The sequence below is a fragment of the Mucilaginibacter sp. 3215 genome (genome assembly GCF_050433785.1).
In the GTDB taxonomy this organism is placed as follows: Bacteria; Bacteroidota; Bacteroidia; order Sphingobacteriales; family Sphingobacteriaceae; genus Mucilaginibacter.
This window is the reverse complement of sequence record NZ_JBNPWO010000002.1, coordinates 301,995-324,406: the sequence shown is the minus strand read 5'-3', so window position 1 is coordinate 324,406 and position 22,412 is coordinate 301,995. Positions and strand designations below refer to the sequence as shown.

Sequence of the window (22,412 nt, the reverse complement as noted above, 5' to 3'; positions counted from 1 at the left end):
ATAGTATACGGAAAAAGTAGTATTTAAATTAAAAAAACTGCGTTATGACAGTTTTATGAAATTTTTAATTTAAACGCTGATGAGAGTGGTTTCGCGTTTGATGATATCTGCGATGCTGGTTTCGCTTAATATTTTAAGCGTAGCGTCCCTTACATCAACAAATACATCCCTTATGCCGCAAGTGCTTTCCTGATGGCACTCATCACATTTGTGGTAAAAGTTTAAGCTGGCACAAGGCACCATTGCAATAGGGCCATCGGTTATACGCATGATACTTACCAGGAATATTTCTTTGGGATCGCGGTTAAGACTGTAGCCACCGCCGGCACCTTTTTTACTGTACAGAAACCCTGCATTGCGCAAATCAAGCAGTATTTGCTCCAGAAACTTCTTGGGGATCCGTTCAATTTCGGCAATCTTCGAAATTTGCATAGGCGGCTGGTCCATGTTTTTGCCAAGAACCACCAGTGCCTTTATAGCATACTTAGTTTTTTTTGAAAGCATTTTCTAAAATAAAACTCACAAAGGTAAATAAAGATATTCTCTAAATTAACTATTTTTTCGAGTAATATTATAGATTATATAGAAAGGATATTTTATACAGACATTGTTATATAAAAGTTACAACTGATGCCTGTCTGAATGACCGAGGCTTTTACCCGGGTTTACCTTATCACGAACAGCCTGTTTTAGCTCTTTGATTTCCGGGAAATGGCCATCACGCTTGCGGTCAAACAGTGTTTCTTCATCAACGGTTATCGTATACCTGCCGCTTACTTCACTTGGTTTTAAGGTAACACCATTTACATCATCGGTGAATGTTGTAAGCAGTTCCTGCGCCATGTAAGCGGCGCGCATCATCCAGTTGCATTTAGGGCAATATTCAATAGTTATGGTTGGTTTCATTCTGTTGTTATCGGTTTCTTTACTACAATAAATCTTTCTTCGGTATGGGTACTTAAAACATCAAGTTCATCACCCACCGAAATTATGCCGGTATTTTCATGTACCAGATTTTGCCCAAACATGATCTTGTTGTTTTTCATGCGATAGGAGGCAAGGGTTTTTAAAGGCTCCTTGGCTTTTACAGCTGTGTGCTGATCAATAGTAGTAAGCACACAGCGTGCACAAAGCTTTGCCCCGTAAAAGGTTATGCCTGCTATTTCAATCTCATTCATCAGGTCTTCGCTATAAGCTTCGCCTCCGGTAAAAACTATGTTTGGCCGAAAGCGGTTCATTGGCAATGGCAACGTCATCCGTTTGTTAAGATCATCAAGCGAAGCCTGCCCGATGAGCAGGAAAGGATAGGCGTCGGCAAATGACGTGATCATACCGGGTTTTGCGTAGCGTTGGTCAACTTCGCGCTCGCTGTCGTCGGGCATGTGAACGAGGCGGCATTTTATATTGAGCGCCTGGCTGAACCACCGGTCAAATTCTTCATTCACGTATTGCCCCATACAGGTATCATCCCAAACTGCAAACTGCTGCAAGGATTTTCTTTCGCCATTAAATGGAATTAATAATGATCCGCCCGAATGATGATGTACAGCTATACCATCAGTTTCTACTGTGGTTTTGATCAGAGCCATCTGCGGAAACTCACGCTGGGTTATAAAGTGCCCGTGTTCATTAACCAGCATCCAACGCCTGTCGTGTTGTAAACCACGGCGGGTAACCTCCGCATTTTGCACAGCAACGCCGCTCAATGATTTGATAGGGTAGATGTATAATTCGCTTACTTGTAGCATGGGGTAAAAATAAATAAAAGAACCATGATTTTCAGGATTAGACGATTTCATGATACCTAAACCAGAAATTATAATCTTGATAATCCTTCAGTCCTAAAAATCATGGTTCTTTTTCACAATCGATTGCAATATCGATTTTTAATTAATATAATTGTTTTATCCAATCTAAAAACCAATTTATAATTATGCCATTAAGTAATATAAACGGCAAGGCTAAGGCTAATAATACCTATGATGCCATTGTAATAGGGTCAGGCATCAGCGGTGGCTGGGCAGCAAAAGAGTTATCCGAACTTGGCTTAAAAACCATTATGCTTGAACGGGGCCGAAACTTTGAGCACATTAAAGATTATAAAACTGCTAATCAGGACCCCTGGGACCGACAACATGCCGGTTCGCCAACCCAAGCCCAGCGCAAGCAACGCCCGGTGATCTCACGCAACTGGGGAGCGACCGAACCCATTATGGATTACTGGACTGACGAACAGGCCGCACCATATACCGAGATTAAACCGTTTAACTGGTGGCGTTCATACCAGCTTGGCGGTCGCTCCATTTTATGGGGCAGGCAAAGCTACCGCTGGAGTGATTTTGATTTTGAAGCAAATGCCAAAGATGGTTGGGCCATTGACTGGCCTATTCGATATAAAGACCTTGCACCCTGGTATGATCATGTAGAGAAATTTGCAGGAATCAGCGGCTCATTGGAAGGCTTACCGCAACTGCCCGATGGTCATTATTTACCGCCGATGGACATGAACGTGGTTGAAAAGGATGTTGCTGCCCGGATCAAGAAAAACTATAACGGAGCAAGGCATATGATTATTGGTCGTTCCGCGAATTTAACAGCCGCAATTCCAGGACGTACGGCCTGCCAATTCAGGAACCGGTGCTGGGAGGGTTGCCCTTTTGGAGGATACTTCAGCACGCAATCATCAACTTTGCCTGCAGCTTTGGCAACCGGCAATTTAACGGTCAGGCCATTTTCTATCGTTACTAAGATATTGTATGATAAGGATACAAAAAAAGCCAAAGGGGTAGAGGTGCTTGATGCCGAAACCAACCAAACTTATGAGTATTATTCAAAGATAGTTTTTGTAAACGCCTCTGCTTTGAACAGCGCCTGGGTTTTGATGAATTCTGCTACGGATATTTGGCCGGATGGCTTAGGCAGCAGCAGCGGTGAACTTGGGCACAACATTATGGATCACCATTACAACCTTGGCGCAAGCGGCCTGGTTGAAGGTTTTGAGGATAAATATTATTATGGTCGCCGGGCTAACGGTATTTATGTTGTGCGCTTTGCCAACCTGTTTGGTGATAAACGTGATTACCTGCGTGGTTTCGGTTACCAGGGAGCGGCAAGCCGTATGGGATGGAGCCGTGAGATTGCTGAATTGAACATTGGAGCCGACTATAAAGACGCACTTACCGAGCCAGGTCCGTGGACTATAGGCTTAAGCGGTTTTGGTGAATTGCTGCCTTATCACGAAAATAAGATTACCCTTGATAAAACCCGCAAGGACAAATGGGGGTTGCCTATTTTAGCGATGGATGCTGAGATCAAAGAAAACGAAAAGAAAATGCGCTTTGATATTGTAAGAGAAGCCAAAGCGATGCTTGAAAGTGCTGGTGTAAAAAACGTTGAAACGCATGATCGCGGTCATAACGTTGGCGATGGGATCCACGAAATGGGTACAGCGCGGATGGGGCGTGACTCTAAAACTTCGGTGCTTAATGGAAACAACCAGGTATGGGATGCCAAAAACGTGTTCGTTACCGATGGTGCAGCTATGACCTCAGCGGCATGCCAAAATCCATCGTTAACTTATATGGCTATGACGGCCCGCGCTGCTCATTTTGCAGTAGATGAATTGAAGAAAGGGAATTTATAATAATTGGGTGATTAGTGAGCGGTTGATTAGGTGAATGGTTCAGTTCTATTTTTCCTAAAGGCTAACCACTCACTTAATCAACATAATCAACCACTCACTAGCTATGAAAAAACTACTTACCATTTGCCTTTTAATAGGCACACTAATAAGCCAGGTACTTGCTAAAGATAAAGTACTGATATTTTGTAAAACCGCGGGTTTCCCTCATAAATCAATAGCGGTCGGCGTAACTGCAATAATTAAACTGGGGCGGGAAAATAATTTTGATGCAGACAGCACCACTGATGCCGCGAGGTTTACCATAGATAATTTAAAACAATATAAGGCGGTAATATTTTTAAACACCACCGGCGATGTTTTAAATGATGCCCAACAAACTGCATTTGAGCAATATATTAAGGCTGGCGGTGGTTTTGTTGGCGTACATTCCGCAACAGACACCGAGTATGAGTGGCCATGGTATGGTAAACTGGTAGGGGCTTATTTTAAAAGTCATCCAAAACAACAGGAAGCAACATTACATGTGGTCGACCGTAATTTTATTGCCACTAAACATCTGCCCGAAACCTGGAAGCGATGGGACGAATGGTATAACTATAAATGGATAGGCGATGATCTGCACGTACTGATTAAAATTGATGAGAAAAGTTACACCGGCGGCGAAAATGGTGACAATCACCCAATGGCATGGTATCATAACTTCGATGGCGGCAGGGCTTTTTATACCGAATTAGGTCATACTGATGAATCATATGCTGATCCATTATATTTGAACCATCTGTTAGGTGGTATCAAATATGCAATGGGTTGGAAATGAACCATGATTTTAGGATTTAAGGATTTCTTGATCCTATTATATTATAAAAAGAGAAGGCCTGCGAATTCGCGGGCCTTCTCTTTTGTACTATCATGGCAATCCCCAAATTATGGTTCCTAGGCATGCTGTATCGCTTCAACAAGCGCTTTATTATGTTTATATCTGAACACAAACGGGAAGATAATAGCAATTACCAAAGCATACCCGGCAAACGTAAGCCAGATCCCATGCCAATCTTTACCACCGCCCGGCAGCAAAAAGAAATGATCGATAATAAGGCCGCTTGCGATGCTTCCGAAGAATGCCCCGAAACCGTTTACCATCATCATAAACAGGCCTTGTGCACTTGCCCTGATATCAGGAGTAGCCTGTGTTTCAACAAACAGCGAGCCCGATATATTGAAGAAGTCGAAAGCCATGCCGTAAACGATGCATGATAAAACAATCATCCATAAACCACCTGCCGGATCGCCAAAGGCAAAAAGGCCAAAACGCAGCACCCAGGCCAGCATGCTGAACAGCATTACATACTTAATACCAAACTTACGCAGGAAGAATGGGATCAGTAAAATAAAAAACGTTTCAGAAAACTGGGAGATGGACATGATAATGGCCGGGTATTTTACGCCGACCGAATCTTTATAAATGGCTATATTTTTAAAGTCTTGTATAAAGGTATCACCGTACGCATTGGTAAGTTGCAGTGCTGCGCCCAAAAGCATCGAAAATGCAAAGAAAATAGCAAACTTTGGATCTTTGAATAGTTTAAAGGCATTTAGCCCCAATGAATCAACAAACGATTTGTTATTTGCTTTGGCCGAAAGTGGCGGGCATTTAGGAAGACTAAAAGAATAAATGCCAAGTGCAAGGGCTACGGCCGATGCAATATAAAACTGGTTGGGAGAGGTTTCGTTGTGTGTGAGACTCACTGTCCACAACGCAGCTATGAATCCAATAGTTCCCCAAATCCTGATAGGAGGATAATCTTTAACTACATCTTTGTTGTTACTTTTTAACGCCGAATATGCCACTGTTATTGATAATGAAAGGGTTGGCATATAAAAGATCATGTTGATCAGCATTACCCAGAAAAAGGCGGAAGGACTGGTAATTAAAGGCAAGGTAAATAAGGATGCCGCCCCTAAAATATGCATGATACCGTAAAGCTTTTCAGCATTGATAAACCTATCGGCTATGATACCGGTAAGGGCAGGCATAAATATTGCCGAAATACCCATGGTACTGAAGATTGCCCCAAATTGTGCGCCCGACCAATGTTTATCCTGGAACCAGTATGCACCAATGGTAAGCAACCAGGCACCCCAGATAAAAAATTGCATAAAATTCATCAGTATTAAGCGGAACTTAATATTCATATGGTACCGGGTTTAAATAATTTTAGTCAGTGTTAAATTAAAAGCGGAAAGTAGTGAAATAAATGTAAATCAGAAAGCTACAAGTGTAGAAATTACGATTGTTAAACAGAAATCCGGGGTTGGATTTCTGTTTAATATTATTATTTGTGATAAATTATCTTTTGGCAAATCCGAAATCGAAAATCCGAAATCATTAGGATGCTTTACGCTTGTTCAGTTCATCGCGGATCTTGGCGGCTTTTTCGTATGATTCTTCGGCCAGGGCTTCCTGGAGTTTGGTTTTCAGCTCCTCGGTACTGATAGAAGCATAACCGCTCACTGATGCGCTCACCGATTTTTCTTCGGGCGTTTCGTTGATATTTTCCAGGTAAACAAAATCGTTGCCTTCTATAACAATGCCCGCAGTTGAAAGAATAAATTCATAAGTGAAGATAGGACAGTCAAAGCGTACAGCTACTGCAATAGCGTCAGAAGTGCGGGCATCTATTTCTACAGAACGCTTTCCGTCGCTGCAAACCAGTTTGGCATAAAATATCCCATCAACCAAATTATAGATGATCACTTCCTGAACTTCAATCTGGTAAGCCTGGGCGAAGCTTTTGAACAGGTCGTGCGTAAGCGGGCGGCTTGGGGTCATTTTTTCTATTTCGATAGCGATAGCCTGAGCTTCAAAGCTTCCGATGATAATAGGCAAGCGACGACGGCCGCTAACCTCGCCTAAAACAAGTGCATAGGCGCCCGATTGAGTTTGACTGTATGATAAGCCGACAATATCAAGCTTTATTTTTTTCATGTTATTCCCCATCACACCTGTATTTATGCTGAAGCTTTATATTCTTTAACGGCTGCTATTAATTTAGGGAGTACTTCAAACGCGTCGCCCACAATTCCGTAATCTGCCACCTTAAAAAACGGTGCTTCCGGATCTTTGTTTATGACTACAATAACTTTTGATGAACTTACCCCGGCCAGGTGTTGAATTGCACCTGAAATACCGACTGCAATATACAAATTTGGACTGACAGCTATACCGGTTTGTCCAACGTGTTCGCTATGCGGCCTCCAGCCAGCATCTGATACAGGTTTTGAACATGCAGTAGCTGCGCCTAAAAGTTCGGCAAGTTCTTCTATCATGCCCCAGTTTTCGGGGCCTTTTAAACCGCGACCGCCCGAAACAACGATTTCAGCATCAGGCAATGAAACTTTATCCGTTGAACGAACGATTTCTTTAATCATCGCCTTAAAGTCTGAAGCTTTAGTTTCAACACTAAAGTCCTCAACCTGGGCAGTACCGCCAGTTTCAACAACTTTATAAGAGTTGGGCACAAGCGCAATAACTTTTATGGCGGAGGTAAGCTCGACAGTCGCGAAAGCTTTACCTGAAAATGCTGTCTTTTTTACTTTAAACGAGCCGCCTGTCTGTTCAGGTAAAGCAACCGCTCCGTCGGCAACACCGGCTTCCAGTTTAACACCTATCCGGGGCGCTAAACCACGACCCGAAAATGTGTTTGATAGTACCACAACAGCCGAACCTTCTTTTTTGGCCGCCTCGGCTATGACAGAGGCGTAGGCCTGGTTTACAAATTCCTTCAATTTATCTCCTGATACATTAAGCACTTTATCTACACCGTATTTACTTAATAAAGCTAATTCGGTGGCGTCAACGATGCCTATTGAAACAGCGGTAAGGGAAGTATTATTTTGATCGGCAATGGCGCGGGCATAAGAAACGGCTTCAAAAACTGATTTCTTGAATTTGCCCCCGGTATTTTCCGCATATATTAAAACTGACATATTTATCTGTTAATGATTTAGATCATAATTTATATAACACGCGCTTCGGTATGCAGCAGCTCAACCAGTTTAGCAGTATCATCAGCAGGTATAAGCTTCACCTGGCCGCGTGGAGCAGGTGTTTCATAACTAATGATCTCCGAAAATGTTTTTACCTCAACCGGTTCAACAACTGTAAGTGGCTTGGTTCGGGCAGACATAATGCCGCGCATATTGGGTATTTTGGGTTCGGCCACACCTTCGGCCGTACCGGCTACAAAAGGATAGGGAATAGTTAAAACCTCTTTACCACCTTCAATCTCGCGCTCAACGGTTGCCTCTGTGTCAGCGGCATCTAATTTTTTAATGATGGATACCGATGGCAGATCAAGCAGTTCGCCAAGCATACCAGCAACTTTTGATCCATTATAATCAATAGATTCACGACCTGTCAGGATCAGATCAAAAGGATTTGATTTTACATATTGCGCAATCTGATATGCTACATACCAGGCATCGTGCGGTTTAGCGTTTATTCGTATCGCATCGGTAGCGCCAATGGCCAGGGCTTTACGTATAGTGGCTTCTGTATTTGCTTCCCCAACATTTATTACAGTTACTGTACCTTTACCGCCGTCGGTTAGTTCAATGGCGCGGGCAAGTGCAATTTCATCATAAGGGTTAAGTATAAACTGAACGCCGTTTGTATTAAATTGCGTGTTATTATCAGTAAAAGTTATTTTTGTGGTGGTATCAGGAACATTACTTATACATACCAGAATCTTCATATCAATAGGTTTTTGCAAATTTAGTTAAAAAAGATAGAGTTTAAAATGGAGTTAAGCAGATTGAATAAGCTGTTGGAATTTATAAAAAATGAACCGGATGATGAGTTTCTGAAATATGCCCTGGCAACAGAATATCTGCGTCTGAATGAGACAGATAAGGCTCTTACTTATTATGAAGACCTGGTAAATAACCACCCCGGCTATACAGGTACCTATTATCATTTGGGTAAGCTTTATGAAGCGCTAAACCGAAAGGATGACGCCATTAAAACTTATGAAGCCGGTATGAAAGTGACAAAAGAAAAGCGCGATAACCATGCTTTTTCTGAATTGCAGGCAGTATATAGGCAGGCAATGGGTTTTGAAGAAGACGATGACGATTATTAGTAGTTCATAGTTAATGGTTAATAGTTCATGGTAGCTCCGCAGTATTGGCTCGTCCATTTTTCGTGAACATATCTATGATCTGCCTGCTATGAACCATGATCTATGAACTATCTGCAAAAAACTATCTGCGAATATACAAATGAAGAAACGGCAACTATTATTTCTGCGGGATGTGCTAATTTATACTTTTACCGCTTTTGGCGGACCGCAGGCCCACATTGCTGTTTTGCTGCGCGAATTTGTGGAAAAACGAAAATATATTACCGAAGATGAGTTGATGGAGCTTAACGCCTTATCGCAGGTATTGCCCGGCCCTTCGTCAACCCAAACACTGGTTGGGATAGCCTGGAAAGTGGGTGGACTTAGGCTGGCTATTATTACATTTTTAATTTGGATCCTACCCTCGGCTACTATTATGTGTATGGCGGCTATCAGTTACAGTATGGTTGCTAATAAGGCCAAATTTGCTCATGTAATCAGTTATGTACAGCCTATAGCGGTAGGCATAGTTGCTTATGCCACTTATACATTTGCCAATAAATTTTTGAAGACCAGGGTCAGCACCATGCTGGCTATTGGTTCACTGATTGTGACACTCATCCTTCAAAATGCTTATGCCTTTCCGATACTCATATTGCTTGGCGGCATTATATCGTCGGCCATGGAAACCCAGCAGCATGAAAACGAATTGAGGGTAAAACTATATTCAAATGTAAATCCTAATAAAGTAGCATACTTTATAGGGATTCTGCTTTTTTTCGCTGCTTTAGGTGCGGTTGTAAATCAAACGTCCCCATTAAGTTTACCAATCCGTTTATTTGAAAACTTTTACCGCAACGGCATCCTTATTTTTGGAGGGGGACAAGTGCTGGTACCACTCATGTATACCGAATTTGTTGAGGTTAAGCATTACTTAAGCCGGTCGGAGTTTTTGTCGGGTTATGCCTTGCAGCAGGCTTTGCCCGGGCCTACATTTTCATTTACTTCGTTTTTGGGCGGCATAACGCTTGGCAACAAGGGTTACAGCATTTGGGGGCAGGTAATTGGGAGCCTGGTTGCTGTTATTGGCATCAATACACCAGGCCTTATCCTTATCCTGTTTATTGTGCCGTTTTGGGAGGATTTGAAGAAGATTACACGTATCAAAAACTCACTGAGCGGTATAAATGCAGTAGCTGTAGGTTTTATGGCTACTGCGCTGATTTTACTGGTAAGGCCTTTTGGCTTAAATTGGACAGCCTATGCCTTAATGATCGGCACCTTCCTGGTGCTGCATTTTACCAAAATAAAAACACCGATAGTGATCATTATCGGTGTGGTTTTAGGAATAATATTTTGATTTGTGATTTTGCATTTTTGATTTCGGATATTGTCTTTAAATAAATCCGAAATCGAAAATCCCACATTCGAAATGAGATTAAAACGGAGGTTCATCATCTATGTCGTCCATTCTTGATGGACGTATAATGAAGTTGCTCTGCTTTTCAAAATCCTGCGAAGGGGCAAGGCCTGCGAAAGCGTTACCTGCGGGAGGGGGGAAGCCATCCATACCTTCTTCAAGATTTGTGAACTTAACATATTTGCCCACAAATTTAAGTCGAACAGTACCTGTTTCACCGTTACGGTGTTTGGCTATAATTACCTCGCCCACACCCTGGGTTGGATTACCGTCCTCATCTTCGGTCAGGCCATAATATTCTGGACGATAGAGGAATAATACCATGTCGGCATCCTGCTCAATAGCGCCCGATTCACGTAAGTCTGAAAGCATTGGCCTTTTTGAGTTGCCCGGCCGGCTTTCAACCGCACGGCTTAACTGTGACAGTGCGATTACCGGCACACTGAGCTCCTTGGCAACTGATTTTAAAGCACGAGAAATGCTACTGATTTCCTGCTCACGGTTGCCCCCGCCACCTTTGCCTTCAGCCTTGCCATGCATCAGTTGTAAGTAGTCGATGATGATTAACTGGATATCATACTGTGATTTTAAGCGGCGGCATTTTGCCCTGAACTCGAAGATGTTTAGGGCAGGGGTGTCGTCGATGATAAATGTTGCTTTTTCAAGCCTGCCAATTTTGGAGTGTACCTGTTGCCATTCCCATTCTTCAAGTGTGCCTTTACGGATCTTTTCTTGCTCAATTTCTGCCTCGCCAGCTATCAAACGGTTAACTAACTGTACAGATGACATCTCCAGCGAAAACACAACAACAGGTTTGTCAAAATCAACTGCTGCATTACGGGCACAGCTTAATACAAAAGCTGTTTTACCCATCGCCGGACGAGCAGCAATGATCACCAGATCTGATTTTTGCCAGCCTGAGGTCATCCGATCAAGGTTGGTAAAGCCAGAGGCAACACCTGTTAAACCATCTTTTTTATCCTTCAGGGCTTCAATATCGCGCAGGGCCTCATGAACAAGATCGTCCATATTACGGGCATCGCGGCGTAAATTACTCTGGGCTATTTCAAACAGATTTTTTTCAGCCATATCCAGCAGGTCGAATACGTCGGCAGTATCCTCATATGCATTGTTGATCACCTCTGTAGAAATGCGGATAAGTTCGCGCTGGATAAATTTTTGAATGATGATGCGCGAATGGAATTCGATATTGGCGGCTGATGCAACGCGGCTTGTAAGTTCAGTGATATAGTAAGCACCGCCAACCATTTCCAGCTCGCCCAGCCTGCGCAATTCGGCAGTCACGGTAAGGATGTCTACAGGCTGTGTTTTTTCAAACAGGATTTTTATTGCAGAAAAAATCTTTTGGTGATTGGTTTGATAAAAAACTTCGGGTTTTAAAACATCTATAACAGATGAGAGCGCATCTTTCTCCAGCATAAGGGCGCCCAAAACGGCTTCCTCCAAATCTGTAGCCTGTGGCTGCAATTTGCCACCTGCAATGAATGGCGTTGGATTGGGGATCCGGCCGCGGCGTTCAAAAGTATTCGGCTTGTTATACTGGTTGTTATTCTCAAAACTCATAAGGGTACAAAAATATACAAAAAATGGTTCGGCAGGCAAAGGAAACACCTAACATAGTGTATCGGCATTTTAAAATAATCATACACAGGGCGATAATTTTAAGGTTTTTAATAAACACCTCGGTGTTGATAACTTTTTAATGGAATTTGGGCAAGTTGATTTTCAGGTAATTGAGCCAATGTTAATAAAGTTTTGAAGTGTTGATAGCATTCTCATTCAAATGTTGTTAAACCCAAAAGGGTTATCAGTTCAATAACGGCTTAATCAATTAATATAGCTACTTTTGCCAAAATTTAAATAATAAAATGGCATTTAATTCAAGGCCTCAGCGCGAAAGCAATCAAATGGTTTTTGGTATCAGGGCGGTAGTGGAAGCGATCCGTTCGGGTAAAGAGATTGAGGCGTTATTTATACAGCGAGGCATAGGCGGTGGTCTGATACAGGAGCTTAAAGAACTAATGAACGAGTATCAGATAACTGCACAGCAAGTCCCTGTTGAGAAACTGAACCGTATTACCCAAAAAAATCACCAGGGCGTTATAGCTGTGATTTCGCCTATTGTTTATCAAAAGATAGAGGACATCATTCCCGAAGTATTTGAGAGGGGGGAAACGCCGTTAATTTTAGTTTTAGACAGCATTACTGATGTGAGGAACATGGGTGCCATTGCCCGCACTGCCGAATGTGCCGGTGTGCATGCTATTGTGATCCCAGCCAAAGGCTCGGCGCAGATAAATCCTGATGCCATTAAAACATCGGCTGGCGCATTATACAAAATCCCTGTTTGCCGACATGATAGTTTTATGCAAACTGTACGCTTCCTCCAGGAATCGGGCTTACAACTGGTTTGTTGCACCGAAAAAACACAGGACAATATTTACACTCCGGATTATACCGTACCTACGGCCATCGTCATGGGGTCGGAAGAAGATGGAATTCGTAACGAGATCATCCGGATCTCCGACCACCTGGCCAAGATCCCTATGTTCGGCGAAATTGAATCGTTGAATGTATCGGTATCAACCGGGGTGATTTTGTATGAGGCGATAAGGCAGCGTACGGCGTAAGTGGGTAGTAAATGGTTGTATTAGGTGGGTAGTTAGAATGCACTATGCCGTTGAATATTATTGAATATGTTGTTGATTAGACGAACAAGAAGTAACCACTCTCCATTCGCCTAATCAACAACTCACTAAATACTAAATATACTTCGTCCCGAACTTATTCTTTACATCAGCCACAACCTGCTTGATGTTCTGTTCTTGGTCGCGGGGACAAATGAGCAGGGAGTTGTTTGATTCTACCACGATATAATCATGCAGGCCCTGCAATATTACCAGTTTTTCGCCCGGCACGTTTACCATGCAGTTTGAAGAATCATACATGATCACTTTTTCGGCAGGGATAACGGCATTACCTACATAATCCTTTTCGGCAAGGTCATATATTGATGCCCAGGTACCCAGATCGCTCCACCCAAAATCCGAAGGTAATACATACACATTATCTGCTTTTTCCATAATGCCGTAATCTATCGAGATATTGACGCATTGCTGGTAAGCCTTGTGTATATAAGACTTTTCATCGTCCGAATTATAAACCGGTTTTGCCTCAGCAAAGATCTCATGCATTTCGGGCAGATACTGATTAAAGGCCTTAACAATAGTTTTGGCCGACCAAACAAAGATGCCTGCATTCCATAAAAAGTCGCCGCTTTGAATAAAGGTTTTAGCTATTTCAAGAGTGGGTTTTTCGGTAAAGGTTTTTACTTTATGAAACTCATCATTGATAACGTTATCAGTGTATTGGATATATCCGTAACCGGTATCTGGCCTTGATGGTTTAATGCCCAGGGTTATCAGGTAGTCATTTGAAGCAGCGGTCTGCAATGATTTTTCGATAGCGGCAACAAAAGCATCTTCATCCAGGATCTGCTGATCAGAAGGGGCTACAACAATAGCGGCATCGGGGTTAAGGCTTTCAATTTTAAAACAGCCATAGGCAACACAAGGTGCGGTGTTTCGCATTACCGGTTCGGTAAGGATCTGCTGATCCTCCATATCGGGCAATTGTTGTTTTACAAGTTTGGTGTAATTTTCGTTAGTAACAACGTAAATATTTTCTTTGGGGCAAACTTTCAGGAAGCGTTCGTAGGTGTTTTGTATTAAGGTTTTACCGGTACCAAGTATATCTATAAACTGTTTGGGGTGCGATGTACGGCTTATCGGCCAAAAGCGGCTTCCAATCCCTCCAGCCATAATTATCGCATAATAGTTTTTATTCATGAGCAAGTAAAGAATTTTAATTTGGTATATCGACCGTAAAAATGTGTAATAATTTGTTAATTATCCATTAAGTGTAGCTAAATAATTTAACGGTGGGCATAACCACAAATTTGTCTGGTTCTTTAAATGAACAAGCGATGAAATTGTTTTTCATCTAATCATCATTTTTGCATAAAATTTAAAAGTAAATCCATCGTTTATTTAGAAAATTTTGTTACTTTAAACTTTTAAATACAATTTAAGAATTTGTTAAAATAATGATAGAAACAAAGAAATCGCTATTTGACAATCTCCAGAATTTTTTCGGGTTTGATAATTTTAAGGGAGAACAGGAAGCGATAATAACCAACATCCTGGCCGGTAATGATACATTCGTTATTATGCCTACTGGTGGCGGCAAATCGATGTGTTATCAGTTACCAGCTTTGATGAGCGATGGCACGGCAATCGTAATTTCGCCATTGATAGCCCTGATGAAAAACCAGGTAGATCAGCTCAGGGCGTTTGGAGGATCAGATAGTATAGCCCATTTTTTAAATTCATCACTTACAAAATCAGAGATAGGCAAAGTTAAGGAAGATGTACTGGCAGGGAAAACCAAGTTATTGTACGTAGCCCCCGAATCGTTAACCAAGCAGGAAAATATTGATTTCTTACGCCTTAACCACGTTTCATTCGTGGCGGTAGATGAAGCACATTGCATTTCGGAGTGGGGGCATGATTTCAGGCCCGAATACCGTAAAATACGCCAGGTGATCAGTAATATAGGCGAAAATATCCCCATAATTGCTTTAACGGCCACAGCTACTCCAAAAGTTCAGCAGGATATTCAAAAAAACCTGCAAATGAATAACGCAACCGTATTTAAATCGTCATTTAATCGCGGTAACCTCTTTTATGAAGTTAGGGCCAAGCGTAACGTAATAAAAGAGATTGTAAAATTTGTAAAACAAAACCAGGGCAAGTCGGGAATTGTTTATTGCCTTAGCCGCAAAAAGGTTGAGGAAGTAGCCGAGGCACTAAATCTTAACGGCGTAAGGGCATTGCCCTATCATGCAGGGCTTGATCCTAAAGTGCGTGCAGAAACGCAGGACAAATTCCTGATGGAAGATGTCGATGTTATTGTTGCTACGATTGCATTCGGTATGGGTATTGACAAACCCGATGTTCGCTACGTTATACACCATGATGTGCCTAAAAGTATGGAAGGCTACTACCAAGAAACAGGAAGGGCCGGGCGTGACGGAGGAGAAGGTGTTTGCGTGGCTTTTTATTCGGAAAAGGACATTGACAAGCTTCAGAAATTTATGAAAGACAAGCCTGTTTCGGAACGTGAAATAGGTACTCAGATACTAAAGGAGGTTATCGATTATTGCGAGTCGTCGGTTTGCCGCCGTAAACAATTATTGCATTATTTTGGCGAAAACTTTAATGAAGCAGGCTGTAATAACATGTGCGATAATTGCTGTACCCATAAAGAACATTTTGATGGGGAGGAGCACCTGCACAGGGCATTAAGTTTGATTAAGCATATTGGCGAAAAGTTTGACGACCACCATATCCTCAGCATATTAATGGGTGAGGAAAATGCTCAGATCAAAAATTATGAGCATGATCAGCTTGACTATTACGGTTCGGGCAAAGAACATGGCAAAAATCTTTGGAACTCGCTTTTAAGGCAGGCATTACTCAATAATTACATTTCAAAAGACATTGATCAATACGGGCTTTTAAGGCTTACTAAAAGTGGCATAGGCTTTATTGAGAACCCGCACAGCATCCGGTTTGTTTTAAACAAAGTCATGGAAGCTACTGATGATGATAGTGACGATGACGGCCCAAAACAAAGCGGTGGGGCACTTGATACGCAGTTATTACAAATGCTTAAGGAGTTGCGCAAAAAGCTTGCAAAACAAAAGGGCTTACCTCCGTTTGTAATATTCCAGGATCCATCGTTAGAGGAAATGTGCACCCATTATCCGATCAACACCGAAGAACTTAAACAAATTTCGGGTGTTGGTGCAGGCAAGGCGCTGAAATTTGGTAAACCTTTTACGGATTTGATCCAGAAATATGTAGAGGATAACGATATTGACCGGCCAATTGATATGGTGATCAAGAGTGCTGCCAATAAATCGGCGCTTAAAGTGTTCATTATCCAAAATATCGACAGGCATTTAAACCTTGATGATATTGCTGCTTCAAAAGGTCTTACTTATGAGGAGATCCTGAAAGAAGTTGAAACTATAGTTAACTCAGGAACCAAGCTCAATCTGAACTACTATATTGATGAGGTGATTGACGAAGATAAGCAGGAAGAAGTATTTGATTATTTCCGCACTGCAGAAGCCGACTCTATTGATGAAGCGTTAGCCGAACTGGGCAGTGATGATTACACCCGTGAAGAGGTGCAGTTAATGCGTATCAAATTCATGTCGGAGTTGGGGAATTAGTGGTTTAAAAGTCCTACTACAGAAAGCCTTTAGATTTAATCCTGAAGGCTTTTTGCTTTTCCCCTGATTGTTGCTGTTGGCTTTTAGGCTTATTTAGTTATGATCATAAATTCCGTACGCCTGTTCTTTGCCCTGTCTTCTTCTGTTGTATTGGATGCTATCGGTTGCGTTTCACCGTATCCCTTGTAAATAAGGCGGGTAGGGGAAATTCCTTTCGATACAAGATATTGATAAACAGACTTTGCCCTGTTTTCAGATAAGGTTTGGTTACCCTGGTGATTACCTGTATTATCTGTATGACCTGAAATCTCTATACGGGTAGTTGAGTTTACCCCTAAAAATTCAATGAGTTTGGCAAGTTCGGCTTTTGATTCCTTTTCAAGGTCAAACTTATTAGTATCGAAAAAAATATTTTTAAGGATTACCTTATTGCCAATTTCAATGGGGGATAACAAAGCCACAATGTTAAACGGGCTTTTAATTTTATAATTTTTAAGCGAAAAGTTTTCGGAATAAAACAGATATCCGCTTTTTGAAATATTAAGCGCATAGTTTTTGCCCGACGTTAGTGTGGCTAAAAAGTCCCCCTGTTCATCGTCACTGTAATCCTGGTAAACTGGCAAGTTGCTTTCCAGGTCAATAATCTCAATTGCAGCTTCAAGGGGGGCTTTTGTCTTTACGTCTTTTACAAAGCCTTTAACATAAGTTACCAAATGGGGCCGCAACTTAACAGGCAGTTCGAACTTATAAATATCATAACCGCCCAAACCCTTTAAATTATCCGATGAAAAGAAAGCATAATCTCCGGCGGCAGTTAATGATAAGCCGCCCTCATCACCACTGGTATTGATAGGATATCCAAGGTTTTCGGGTTTTTGCCATTTACCGTCTTTATCCATGCGGCTAACAAACAGGTCCTTGCTGCCTAAACCCGGCCAGCCATCGCTGCTAAAATAAAGTGTACTGTCATCAGGGTGAATAAACGGCGATAATTCATTGTAGGGGGTATTAATATTGGGACCCAGGTTTTCAGGTTCGCCCCAGCCTTTTTCACCCAGCCTACTTTTCCAAATGTCATATCCGCCATAACCGCCTTTACGGTTGCTTACAAAATAAAGTGTGCGGCCATCGGCATTTATCGAGGGTTGAGATTCCCAGCTCGACGTATTTACTGGTGGGTTTAGGTCAACAGGTTTACCCCAGTCATTTCCCCGTTTTTGAGCGATATAAATATCGCAACGACCCAAACCGTCGGGGCGATTGCATCCCGTAAAAAACAGGTATTTACCGTCCTGCGATATGGATTGCGCACCTTCGTTATATTTTTCAGTATTAATTTGATTACTTAAATAAGTGGCAGTATTCCACTTGCCGTTTATCATTTCGCTTTTATAAAAATCTTCGTTGTTATTGATTTTTCGGGTAAATATCAACGTGCCTTCGTCGGCTGTAGCAACCGGGAGGTACTCATCATTGGCAGTGTTTATTTCAGGGCCGATATTTACAGGCTTAAATGGCACCGAATGGGTCATTGCCTGAATACTAAATTTAGCATCGGCAAGCAGTTTTTTTGCGTAAGTATTGTTTTGTGGGCTGATATCAGGATAGGTAAGGTATTTTTCGAGATGTTGCTGGGCCTGTGTGTAGCTTGCATCGTGGATTTCCATTTCAGCGGCTTTGAGATACACTCCCCTGTTAAATTCCGGACTAAGTGAAATGGCTTTAGCGTATTGCTCAACAGCTGGCTTGTACATGCGCTTCATTCGGTACAGGTCGGCGAGTAATAACCGCGCTTCTATAAACTTTGAATCTTCGCTAATAGCTTTAAGCGAGTTTTGAATCGCCTCATCATAAAGATGTTCATCAAGGTTTTGATAAGCGGTAGCAAAATATTTTACAGCTTCTTTATTGGATGACGAATACCGGGTTTGCTGCTGGGCGCCAAGCAAAGCAGGTAAACACAATGCAAGCACCAATAATACTGCAATTTTCATTTGTAACTAAGGATAATTAATACCGTAAGTTACAAAGATTATGGAATATTCAGATACTTATGTGTTTGTAGTGAAATTTCCCACTGCGGGTTTTCTTTTACATAATCGACAATCAGCGGGGTCAGTTCTTTGGATTTTGACCATTCGGGCTGCAGGTAAAGCTTACAGTCGGGCGATACCATTTTAGCGTGATATTCGGCCCATTCAAAATCGGATTTATTGAAAACGATCACTTTTAACTCGTGGGCACATTCGGCCACGTTTGGCGCAGGCGCCTTGAATTTTTTGGGTGAAAGGCAAATCCAGTCCCAATCGCCCGAAAGCGGATACGCACCTGAAGTTTCAATAAATGTTTTTATTCCCTTTTCGTGCAGGTTGTGGGTCAAATAATCAAGGTTGTAAATAAGCGGCTCGCCGCCGGTAACCACAACAGCTTTTGCTGGATGAAGGGCGGCGTTGCTCACAATTGTATCAGCCGCGGTAAGGGGATGCAACTCGGCATCCCAGCTTTCTTTAACATCACACCAATGGCAACCTACATCACAGCCGCCAAGGCGAATGAAATATGCGGCTTTGCCCGTGTTATATCCTTCGCCCTGTATCGTATAAAACTCTTCCATTAAAGGAAGCAGCGTGCCATCGTCTGGTATTTGGTGTGCCATAGTTATTTAAGGGTGCAAAGGTACTGAAAGATAGGCAAAAGCTAAAAGGTGAAAGGCAAAACGTTACACTAATATGGAAGTATCTTTACAAGGTGAAATGTTGGGGCTTTATCATCAATTATTCCTTCCGTGGCGCGATGAACTACTTTTGTCCTTTTACCTTTCTTGTTTTCATTAATAATTGTTATCATTACCCTAATTTTGAGATAACCAATTAACCTTAAATTCGTAAAATGCAATAACTGTATCGGCAACACTTAATTTATCTCCGAGATATGAAAAAACTTTACCTTCCTTTAATTTTACTGGTAGCGCTTTGTTTTAGTTCATGTGTGGATATTGAAGAGCATTACGATTTTAAAAGTGACGGAACCTGCAAAGTAGCATACGCTTTTGATATGAGCAGGGCAGTATCGGTATTGGTTAATTTGATGTCTGATTCGGTTAAGGAAACGCCTCAATTTAGTTTGGTTAAGGATACAACACTTAACTTTTATACCGCGATACCGGATAGCGCCCAACAAAAACTGAAAACCGCTGAAATTGAACTGGCCAAAAGCAGTGAGTTAACAGTTAACATGAACCTTAAAAAGAGTGTTATGAAAGTGACACTTAATCATACAGCCAAAAATGCAGCAGACCTGCAATATTATTTGCAAAATGTGTCAAAAATTGCGCTCAATACCCAGATAAGCGCTATCACCACCACCGATAAAACGAATAAGCCATTCGATGCACGGCAAATGGTTGGAGGGCAGGACTACTACTCGTATGATATAACTCCCCATAAATTTTACCGTATCATTGATAAAGCTAAGTTTAACGCTTTTTTAAAGAAAACCCAGGCTACTTTTATGATGGCAAAGGCGATGCTGATCGACATGCCCTATAAGGTGATCCTGAGGTTTGCTCACCCGGTAAAGAAGATCAATAATTCAAAAGCTATGCTCTCGGCCGACAGGAGGGAAGTGACGCTTATTACGAGCATGGACGAGGTAATTAAAAATCCAAATGTGATGAATTTGAAGATTGATTTTTAAAATTGGTTGGCTCAATAAGATTCAGAAATGTTGGCGTGATATAAGATTTTGAAATTTGCAGTGCATAACTTGTACCCATGAAACCTGATCTTGACCAAATTATCGAATATTTTGAAGGTGAAAAACTTGCTCTTACATCTTCAATCAATAATTATCTTTTAGAAAAAGATTACCTGTATGCTCACTATCAACAAGAGGAGTTATGGCGAATTGACAGGCAATTATCTCATTTGCATTATTTGAAGGATCCATTATATTTTAAAAAGCAAGAACTTGAAAGATTGAGGTATATGTTTAACAAATTTCCTGAGGATGACAGCGTAAGGTTCAGCTTCGGACGTAGAATAACTGAAAAGGAAGGTGAGATAAAAATAAGTGAGTCGAAAAGGCTTTATTTTAATGATACTCAGGTGCTTGACGATGCTTTATTTAATTTACACGAAGGGAAGTTTAAGAAATTCAAGCTCTGTCTAAATAAGCCAAGCGATTTATATATGTATTTTGAATTGAGTGCTGGAAATATGCTAAATATTTTCATGAGTTCGCAAGAGATAATGGAAATGTATGGATATGATAAAGAGAATTATGATGACGAAGACAACGAACGGGAGCTTTTTATCTTAAAAAAGATGGGATTTGAAAAGGTAGGCGAGTCTGAGTGGATCGTTTATTTTTTTGATATGAATGATTTTAAGGATGCTACGGCAGTAAAAATATTATTATCGCGTATCGCATATGAGGTTTTTGGCTTATTACAAGGAAGCGAGTATCTCCAAGCCTCGCTCGAATATATTTCATAAGTTGGTCAAATGAAGTGGCATAGAATTGAACTAAGTTCGGATATCAGCAACCCGTTTATTAAAAAGGCTAAGGCAGGCAGCAAGAATATTTGCCTCGTAAATTTTGAAAGTAAGCTTTATGCAGTATCGGCTAAATGTCCTCATGCTGGAGCCGATTTAAGCGAAGGCCTGTGCGTAAGGAAGCTGATCGTTTGTCCATATCATCGCTATACTTATAATCTTGAAACAGGAAAAGGTGGCGAAGGGCAAAACGATTTTATTGAAACTTATCCGGTTGAGGTAAAGGAGGATGGAGTGTACGTTGGCGTAGCCTCTATTTGGGATAAGTTGAGAGGATTTAAGTGAGGGGTTGATTAAGTGAATGGAAAAAAGGAACCACTCACCTAATCAACCCAATAAATTACTCACTATTTATAAACCTCTTTATTAGCGGAAGCTAAAGTATTTTTAAGCAAACCGACAATGGTCATCAAGCCTACGCCGCCCGGTACCGGGGTAATCCATGAGGATTTTGGCGCCACGTTTTCAAAATCAACATCACCGTAAAGTTTAAAGCCTGATTTTGTTGCAGTTGAGATTTCGCGGTTCATACCTACGTCTACTACTACTACGCCATCTTTTACCATATCGGCAGTGATAAAATTCTTTTTACCGATGGCAACGATCAGAATATCTGCATCAAGCGTAAATTTTTTGATATCGGGTGTGCGGCTGTGGCAAATGGTTACTGTGCAGTTACCAGGAGTGGTGTTACGCGCCATCAGGATGCTCATTGGTGAGCCAACAATGTTGCTGCGACCAACAACTACACAATGTTTACCTACTGTTTCAATACCATATTCCTTAAGCATTAAAGTAATGCCATAAGGCGTTGCCGGGATAAACGATGGTAAATTACGTTGCATACGGCCCAAATTAACCGGGTGAAAACCATCAACATCTTTACGATGGTCGATACGCTCGGTTACTTTTTCAGGATCAATATGTTTTGGTAAAGGAAGCTGTACTATGATGCCATCGATATCAGCATCGGCATTCAGCTCTTCAACTTTTTTTAATAGTTCTTCTTCTGTAACGTCATCTTCATAACGTACCAGCGATGATTTGAAGCCAACCTTTTCGCAGTTCTTCATTTTGCTGGCAACGTAAGTTTCGCTGCCGCCGTCATGACCAACCAATACCGCAACCAAATGTGGTTTACGGCCGGTTTTGTCTAAAATTTTAGCTGCTTCTTCAGCTATTTCTACCTTAAGTTTTTCTGAAACGTATTTTCCGTCTAAAAGCTGCATTGTTAAATGTTTTTAATAAGGTAATCGGGCAAAGGAGGTAAATTTAAATTTACCGGTTCCGATTTTAATCGTAATCTTATAAAAGGCCTGTTATCCAGGGATAGTTTTAGTCCGTGATTTTG

The 22,412-nt window shown here is 41.5% G+C and carries 21 protein-coding genes; 9 read left to right on the top strand and 12 right to left on the bottom strand.

The window, feature by feature from the left end:
- Positions 1 to 69 precede the first annotated feature (69 nt).
- From ABIC84_RS05170 to ABIC84_RS05160, 3 genes are all read right to left on the bottom strand, one after another.
- Positions 70 to 504: an RrF2 family transcriptional regulator gene (locus ABIC84_RS05170; RefSeq protein WP_090525408.1), complete on the bottom strand. Its 435-nt coding sequence runs from the start codon at positions 502 to 504 to the stop codon at positions 70 to 72.
- Between the two features lie 117 nt (positions 505 to 621).
- Positions 622 to 906 carry a SelT/SelW/SelH family protein gene (locus tag ABIC84_RS05165; protein WP_413323074.1) on the bottom strand — a complete coding sequence of 95 codons (285 nt, stop codon included), beginning with the start codon at positions 904 to 906 and terminating at the stop codon, positions 622 to 624.
- Entirely contained in the window at positions 903 to 1,748 is an 846-nt protein-coding gene (locus tag ABIC84_RS05160; RefSeq protein ID WP_426588405.1) for an MOSC domain-containing protein, read from the bottom strand. Before ABIC84_RS05160 ends, ABIC84_RS05165 begins: the two co-directional genes overlap by 4 nt.
- Before the next feature lie 185 nt (positions 1,749 to 1,933).
- Here ABIC84_RS05160 and ABIC84_RS05155 point away from each other — a divergent pair, with 185 nt between their 5' ends.
- Together ABIC84_RS05155 and ABIC84_RS05150 are read left to right on the top strand one after the other, a co-directional pair.
- Positions 1,934 to 3,643: a GMC oxidoreductase gene (locus tag ABIC84_RS05155; protein WP_426588403.1), complete on the top strand. Its 1,710-nt coding sequence runs from the start codon at positions 1,934 to 1,936 to the stop codon at positions 3,641 to 3,643.
- 103 nt (positions 3,644 to 3,746) lie between these two features.
- Positions 3,747 to 4,460, top strand: coding sequence for a ThuA domain-containing protein (locus ABIC84_RS05150; protein ID WP_429262868.1), 714 nt, complete (start codon positions 3,747 to 3,749; stop codon positions 4,458 to 4,460).
- A gap of 116 nt (positions 4,461 to 4,576) precedes the next feature.
- Here the strand turns inward: ABIC84_RS05150 and ABIC84_RS05145 are convergent, their stop codons facing one another.
- The 4 genes from ABIC84_RS05145 to ABIC84_RS05130 all read right to left on the bottom strand — a co-directional run bounded on the left by ABIC84_RS05145 (position 4,577) and on the right by ABIC84_RS05130 (position 8,397).
- On the bottom strand, positions 4,577 to 5,836 hold the full coding sequence (locus tag ABIC84_RS05145) for a nucleoside permease (RefSeq protein WP_188831873.1): 1,260 nt from the start codon (positions 5,834 to 5,836) through the stop codon (positions 4,577 to 4,579).
- 193 nt (positions 5,837 to 6,029) lie between these two features.
- Positions 6,030 to 6,629, bottom strand: a complete 600-nt coding sequence (locus ABIC84_RS05140; protein WP_091164922.1) for a bifunctional nuclease family protein — start codon at positions 6,627 to 6,629, stop codon at positions 6,030 to 6,032.
- Positions 6,630 to 6,652: 23 nt separating this feature from the next.
- The gene (locus ABIC84_RS05135; protein WP_429262867.1) at positions 6,653 to 7,630 is read right to left on the bottom strand and encodes an electron transfer flavoprotein subunit alpha/FixB family protein; all 978 of its coding nucleotides are present in this window, start codon (positions 7,628 to 7,630) and stop codon (positions 6,653 to 6,655) included.
- Between the two features lie 29 nt (positions 7,631 to 7,659).
- Positions 7,660 to 8,397, bottom strand: coding sequence for an electron transfer flavoprotein subunit beta/FixA family protein (locus ABIC84_RS05130; RefSeq protein WP_188831875.1), 738 nt, complete (start codon positions 8,395 to 8,397; stop codon positions 7,660 to 7,662).
- A gap of 45 nt (positions 8,398 to 8,442) precedes the next feature.
- On the opposite strand from ABIC84_RS05130, the gene ABIC84_RS05125 reads away from it, so the two are divergent.
- The gene (locus ABIC84_RS05125; RefSeq protein WP_429262866.1) at positions 8,443 to 8,784 is read left to right on the top strand and encodes a tetratricopeptide repeat protein; all 342 of its coding nucleotides are present in this window, start codon (positions 8,443 to 8,445) and stop codon (positions 8,782 to 8,784) included.
- A gap of 139 nt (positions 8,785 to 8,923) precedes the next feature.
- Entirely contained in the window at positions 8,924 to 10,123 is a 1,200-nt protein-coding gene (gene chrA / locus ABIC84_RS05120) for a chromate efflux transporter (protein WP_426588391.1), read from the top strand.
- Positions 10,124 to 10,201: 78 nt separating this feature from the next.
- Here chrA and dnaB read toward each other — a convergent pair whose 3' ends face one another.
- On the bottom strand, positions 10,202 to 11,767 hold the full coding sequence (gene dnaB, locus ABIC84_RS05115) for a replicative DNA helicase (RefSeq protein WP_429262865.1): 1,566 nt from the start codon (positions 11,765 to 11,767) through the stop codon (positions 10,202 to 10,204).
- Positions 11,768 to 12,072: 305 nt separating this feature from the next.
- Here dnaB and rlmB point away from each other — a divergent pair, with 305 nt between their 5' ends.
- Positions 12,073 to 12,834 (top strand): 23S rRNA (guanosine(2251)-2'-O)-methyltransferase RlmB, encoded by a 762-nt coding sequence (gene rlmB / locus ABIC84_RS05110; protein WP_429262864.1) that lies wholly within the window; start codon positions 12,073 to 12,075, stop codon positions 12,832 to 12,834.
- Positions 12,835 to 12,966: 132 nt separating this feature from the next.
- On the opposite strand, the gene ABIC84_RS05105 is transcribed toward rlmB, so the two are convergent.
- Positions 12,967 to 14,052, bottom strand: a complete 1,086-nt coding sequence (locus ABIC84_RS05105) for a mannose-1-phosphate guanylyltransferase (protein ID WP_429262863.1) — start codon at positions 14,050 to 14,052, stop codon at positions 12,967 to 12,969.
- 260 nt (positions 14,053 to 14,312) lie between these two features.
- Here ABIC84_RS05105 and recQ point away from each other — a divergent pair, with 260 nt between their 5' ends.
- Positions 14,313 to 16,505 (top strand): DNA helicase RecQ, encoded by a 2,193-nt coding sequence (gene recQ / locus ABIC84_RS05100; protein WP_429263051.1) that lies wholly within the window; start codon positions 14,313 to 14,315, stop codon positions 16,503 to 16,505.
- 89 nt (positions 16,506 to 16,594) lie between these two features.
- Here the strand turns inward: recQ and ABIC84_RS05095 are convergent, their stop codons facing one another.
- Positions 16,595 to 18,499 (bottom strand): OmpA family protein, encoded by a 1,905-nt coding sequence (locus ABIC84_RS05095; protein WP_429262862.1) that lies wholly within the window; start codon positions 18,497 to 18,499, stop codon positions 16,595 to 16,597.
- Between the two features lie 38 nt (positions 18,500 to 18,537).
- Entirely contained in the window at positions 18,538 to 19,161 is a 624-nt protein-coding gene (locus tag ABIC84_RS05090; protein WP_429262861.1) for a 7-carboxy-7-deazaguanine synthase QueE, read from the bottom strand.
- Between the two features lie 275 nt (positions 19,162 to 19,436).
- Here ABIC84_RS05090 and ABIC84_RS05085 point away from each other — a divergent pair, with 275 nt between their 5' ends.
- The 3 genes from ABIC84_RS05085 to ABIC84_RS05075 all read left to right on the top strand — a co-directional run bounded on the left by ABIC84_RS05085 (position 19,437) and on the right by ABIC84_RS05075 (position 21,346).
- Positions 19,437 to 20,201 (top strand): hypothetical protein, encoded by a 765-nt coding sequence (locus tag ABIC84_RS05085; protein ID WP_429262860.1) that lies wholly within the window; start codon positions 19,437 to 19,439, stop codon positions 20,199 to 20,201.
- A gap of 77 nt (positions 20,202 to 20,278) precedes the next feature.
- Entirely contained in the window at positions 20,279 to 21,001 is a 723-nt protein-coding gene (locus ABIC84_RS05080) for a hypothetical protein (protein WP_429262859.1), read from the top strand.
- Positions 21,002 to 21,010: 9 nt separating this feature from the next.
- Complete coding sequence (locus tag ABIC84_RS05075; protein WP_429262858.1) at positions 21,011 to 21,346, top strand: Rieske (2Fe-2S) protein; 336 nt, start codon at positions 21,011 to 21,013, stop codon at positions 21,344 to 21,346.
- 62 nt (positions 21,347 to 21,408) lie between these two features.
- Here ABIC84_RS05075 and ABIC84_RS05070 read toward each other — a convergent pair whose 3' ends face one another.
- A complete protein-coding gene (locus tag ABIC84_RS05070) occupies positions 21,409 to 22,290 on the bottom strand; it encodes a tetrahydrofolate dehydrogenase/cyclohydrolase catalytic domain-containing protein (protein WP_429262857.1) in 882 nt (293 codons plus the stop codon).
- Between the last annotated feature and the right edge of the window lie 122 nt (positions 22,291 to 22,412).

Coding starts and splice junctions, on each gene's coding strand:
- ABIC84_RS05150 (WP_429262868.1), top strand. CDS start 3,747: ATGAAAAAACTACTTACCATTTGCCTTTTAATAGGCACACTAATAAGC.
- ABIC84_RS05135 (WP_429262867.1), bottom strand. CDS start 7,630: ATGTCAGTTTTAATATATGCGGAAAATACCGGGGGCAAATTCAAGAAA.
- dnaB (WP_429262865.1), bottom strand. CDS start 11,767: ATGAGTTTTGAGAATAACAACCAGTATAACAAGCCGAATACTTTTGAA.
- ABIC84_RS05080 (WP_429262859.1), top strand. CDS start 20,279: ATGAAACCTGATCTTGACCAAATTATCGAATATTTTGAAGGTGAAAAA.
- ABIC84_RS05140 (WP_091164922.1), bottom strand. CDS start 6,629: ATGAAAAAAATAAAGCTTGATATTGTCGGCTTATCATACAGTCAAACT.
- ABIC84_RS05165 (WP_413323074.1), bottom strand. CDS start 906: ATGAAACCAACCATAACTATTGAATATTGCCCTAAATGCAACTGGATG.
- ABIC84_RS05145 (WP_188831873.1), bottom strand. CDS start 5,836: ATGAATATTAAGTTCCGCTTAATACTGATGAATTTTATGCAATTTTTT.
- ABIC84_RS05160 (WP_426588405.1), bottom strand. CDS start 1,748: ATGCTACAAGTAAGCGAATTATACATCTACCCTATCAAATCATTGAGC.
- ABIC84_RS05090 (WP_429262861.1), bottom strand. CDS start 19,161: ATGGCACACCAAATACCAGACGATGGCACGCTGCTTCCTTTAATGGAA.
- rlmB (WP_429262864.1), top strand. CDS start 12,073: ATGGCATTTAATTCAAGGCCTCAGCGCGAAAGCAATCAAATGGTTTTT.
- ABIC84_RS05130 (WP_188831875.1), bottom strand. CDS start 8,397: ATGAAGATTCTGGTATGTATAAGTAATGTTCCTGATACCACCACAAAA.
- ABIC84_RS05085 (WP_429262860.1), top strand. CDS start 19,437: ATGAAAAAACTTTACCTTCCTTTAATTTTACTGGTAGCGCTTTGTTTT.
- chrA (WP_426588391.1), top strand. CDS start 8,924: ATGAAGAAACGGCAACTATTATTTCTGCGGGATGTGCTAATTTATACT.
- ABIC84_RS05125 (WP_429262866.1), top strand. CDS start 8,443: ATGGAGTTAAGCAGATTGAATAAGCTGTTGGAATTTATAAAAAATGAA.
- ABIC84_RS05155 (WP_426588403.1), top strand. CDS start 1,934: ATGCCATTAAGTAATATAAACGGCAAGGCTAAGGCTAATAATACCTAT.
- ABIC84_RS05070 (WP_429262857.1), bottom strand. CDS start 22,290: ATGCAGCTTTTAGACGGAAAATACGTTTCAGAAAAACTTAAGGTAGAA.
- ABIC84_RS05075 (WP_429262858.1), top strand. CDS start 21,011: ATGAAGTGGCATAGAATTGAACTAAGTTCGGATATCAGCAACCCGTTT.
- ABIC84_RS05105 (WP_429262863.1), bottom strand. CDS start 14,052: ATGAATAAAAACTATTATGCGATAATTATGGCTGGAGGGATTGGAAGC.
- ABIC84_RS05095 (WP_429262862.1), bottom strand. CDS start 18,499: ATGAAAATTGCAGTATTATTGGTGCTTGCATTGTGTTTACCTGCTTTG.
- ABIC84_RS05170 (WP_090525408.1), bottom strand. CDS start 504: ATGCTTTCAAAAAAAACTAAGTATGCTATAAAGGCACTGGTGGTTCTT.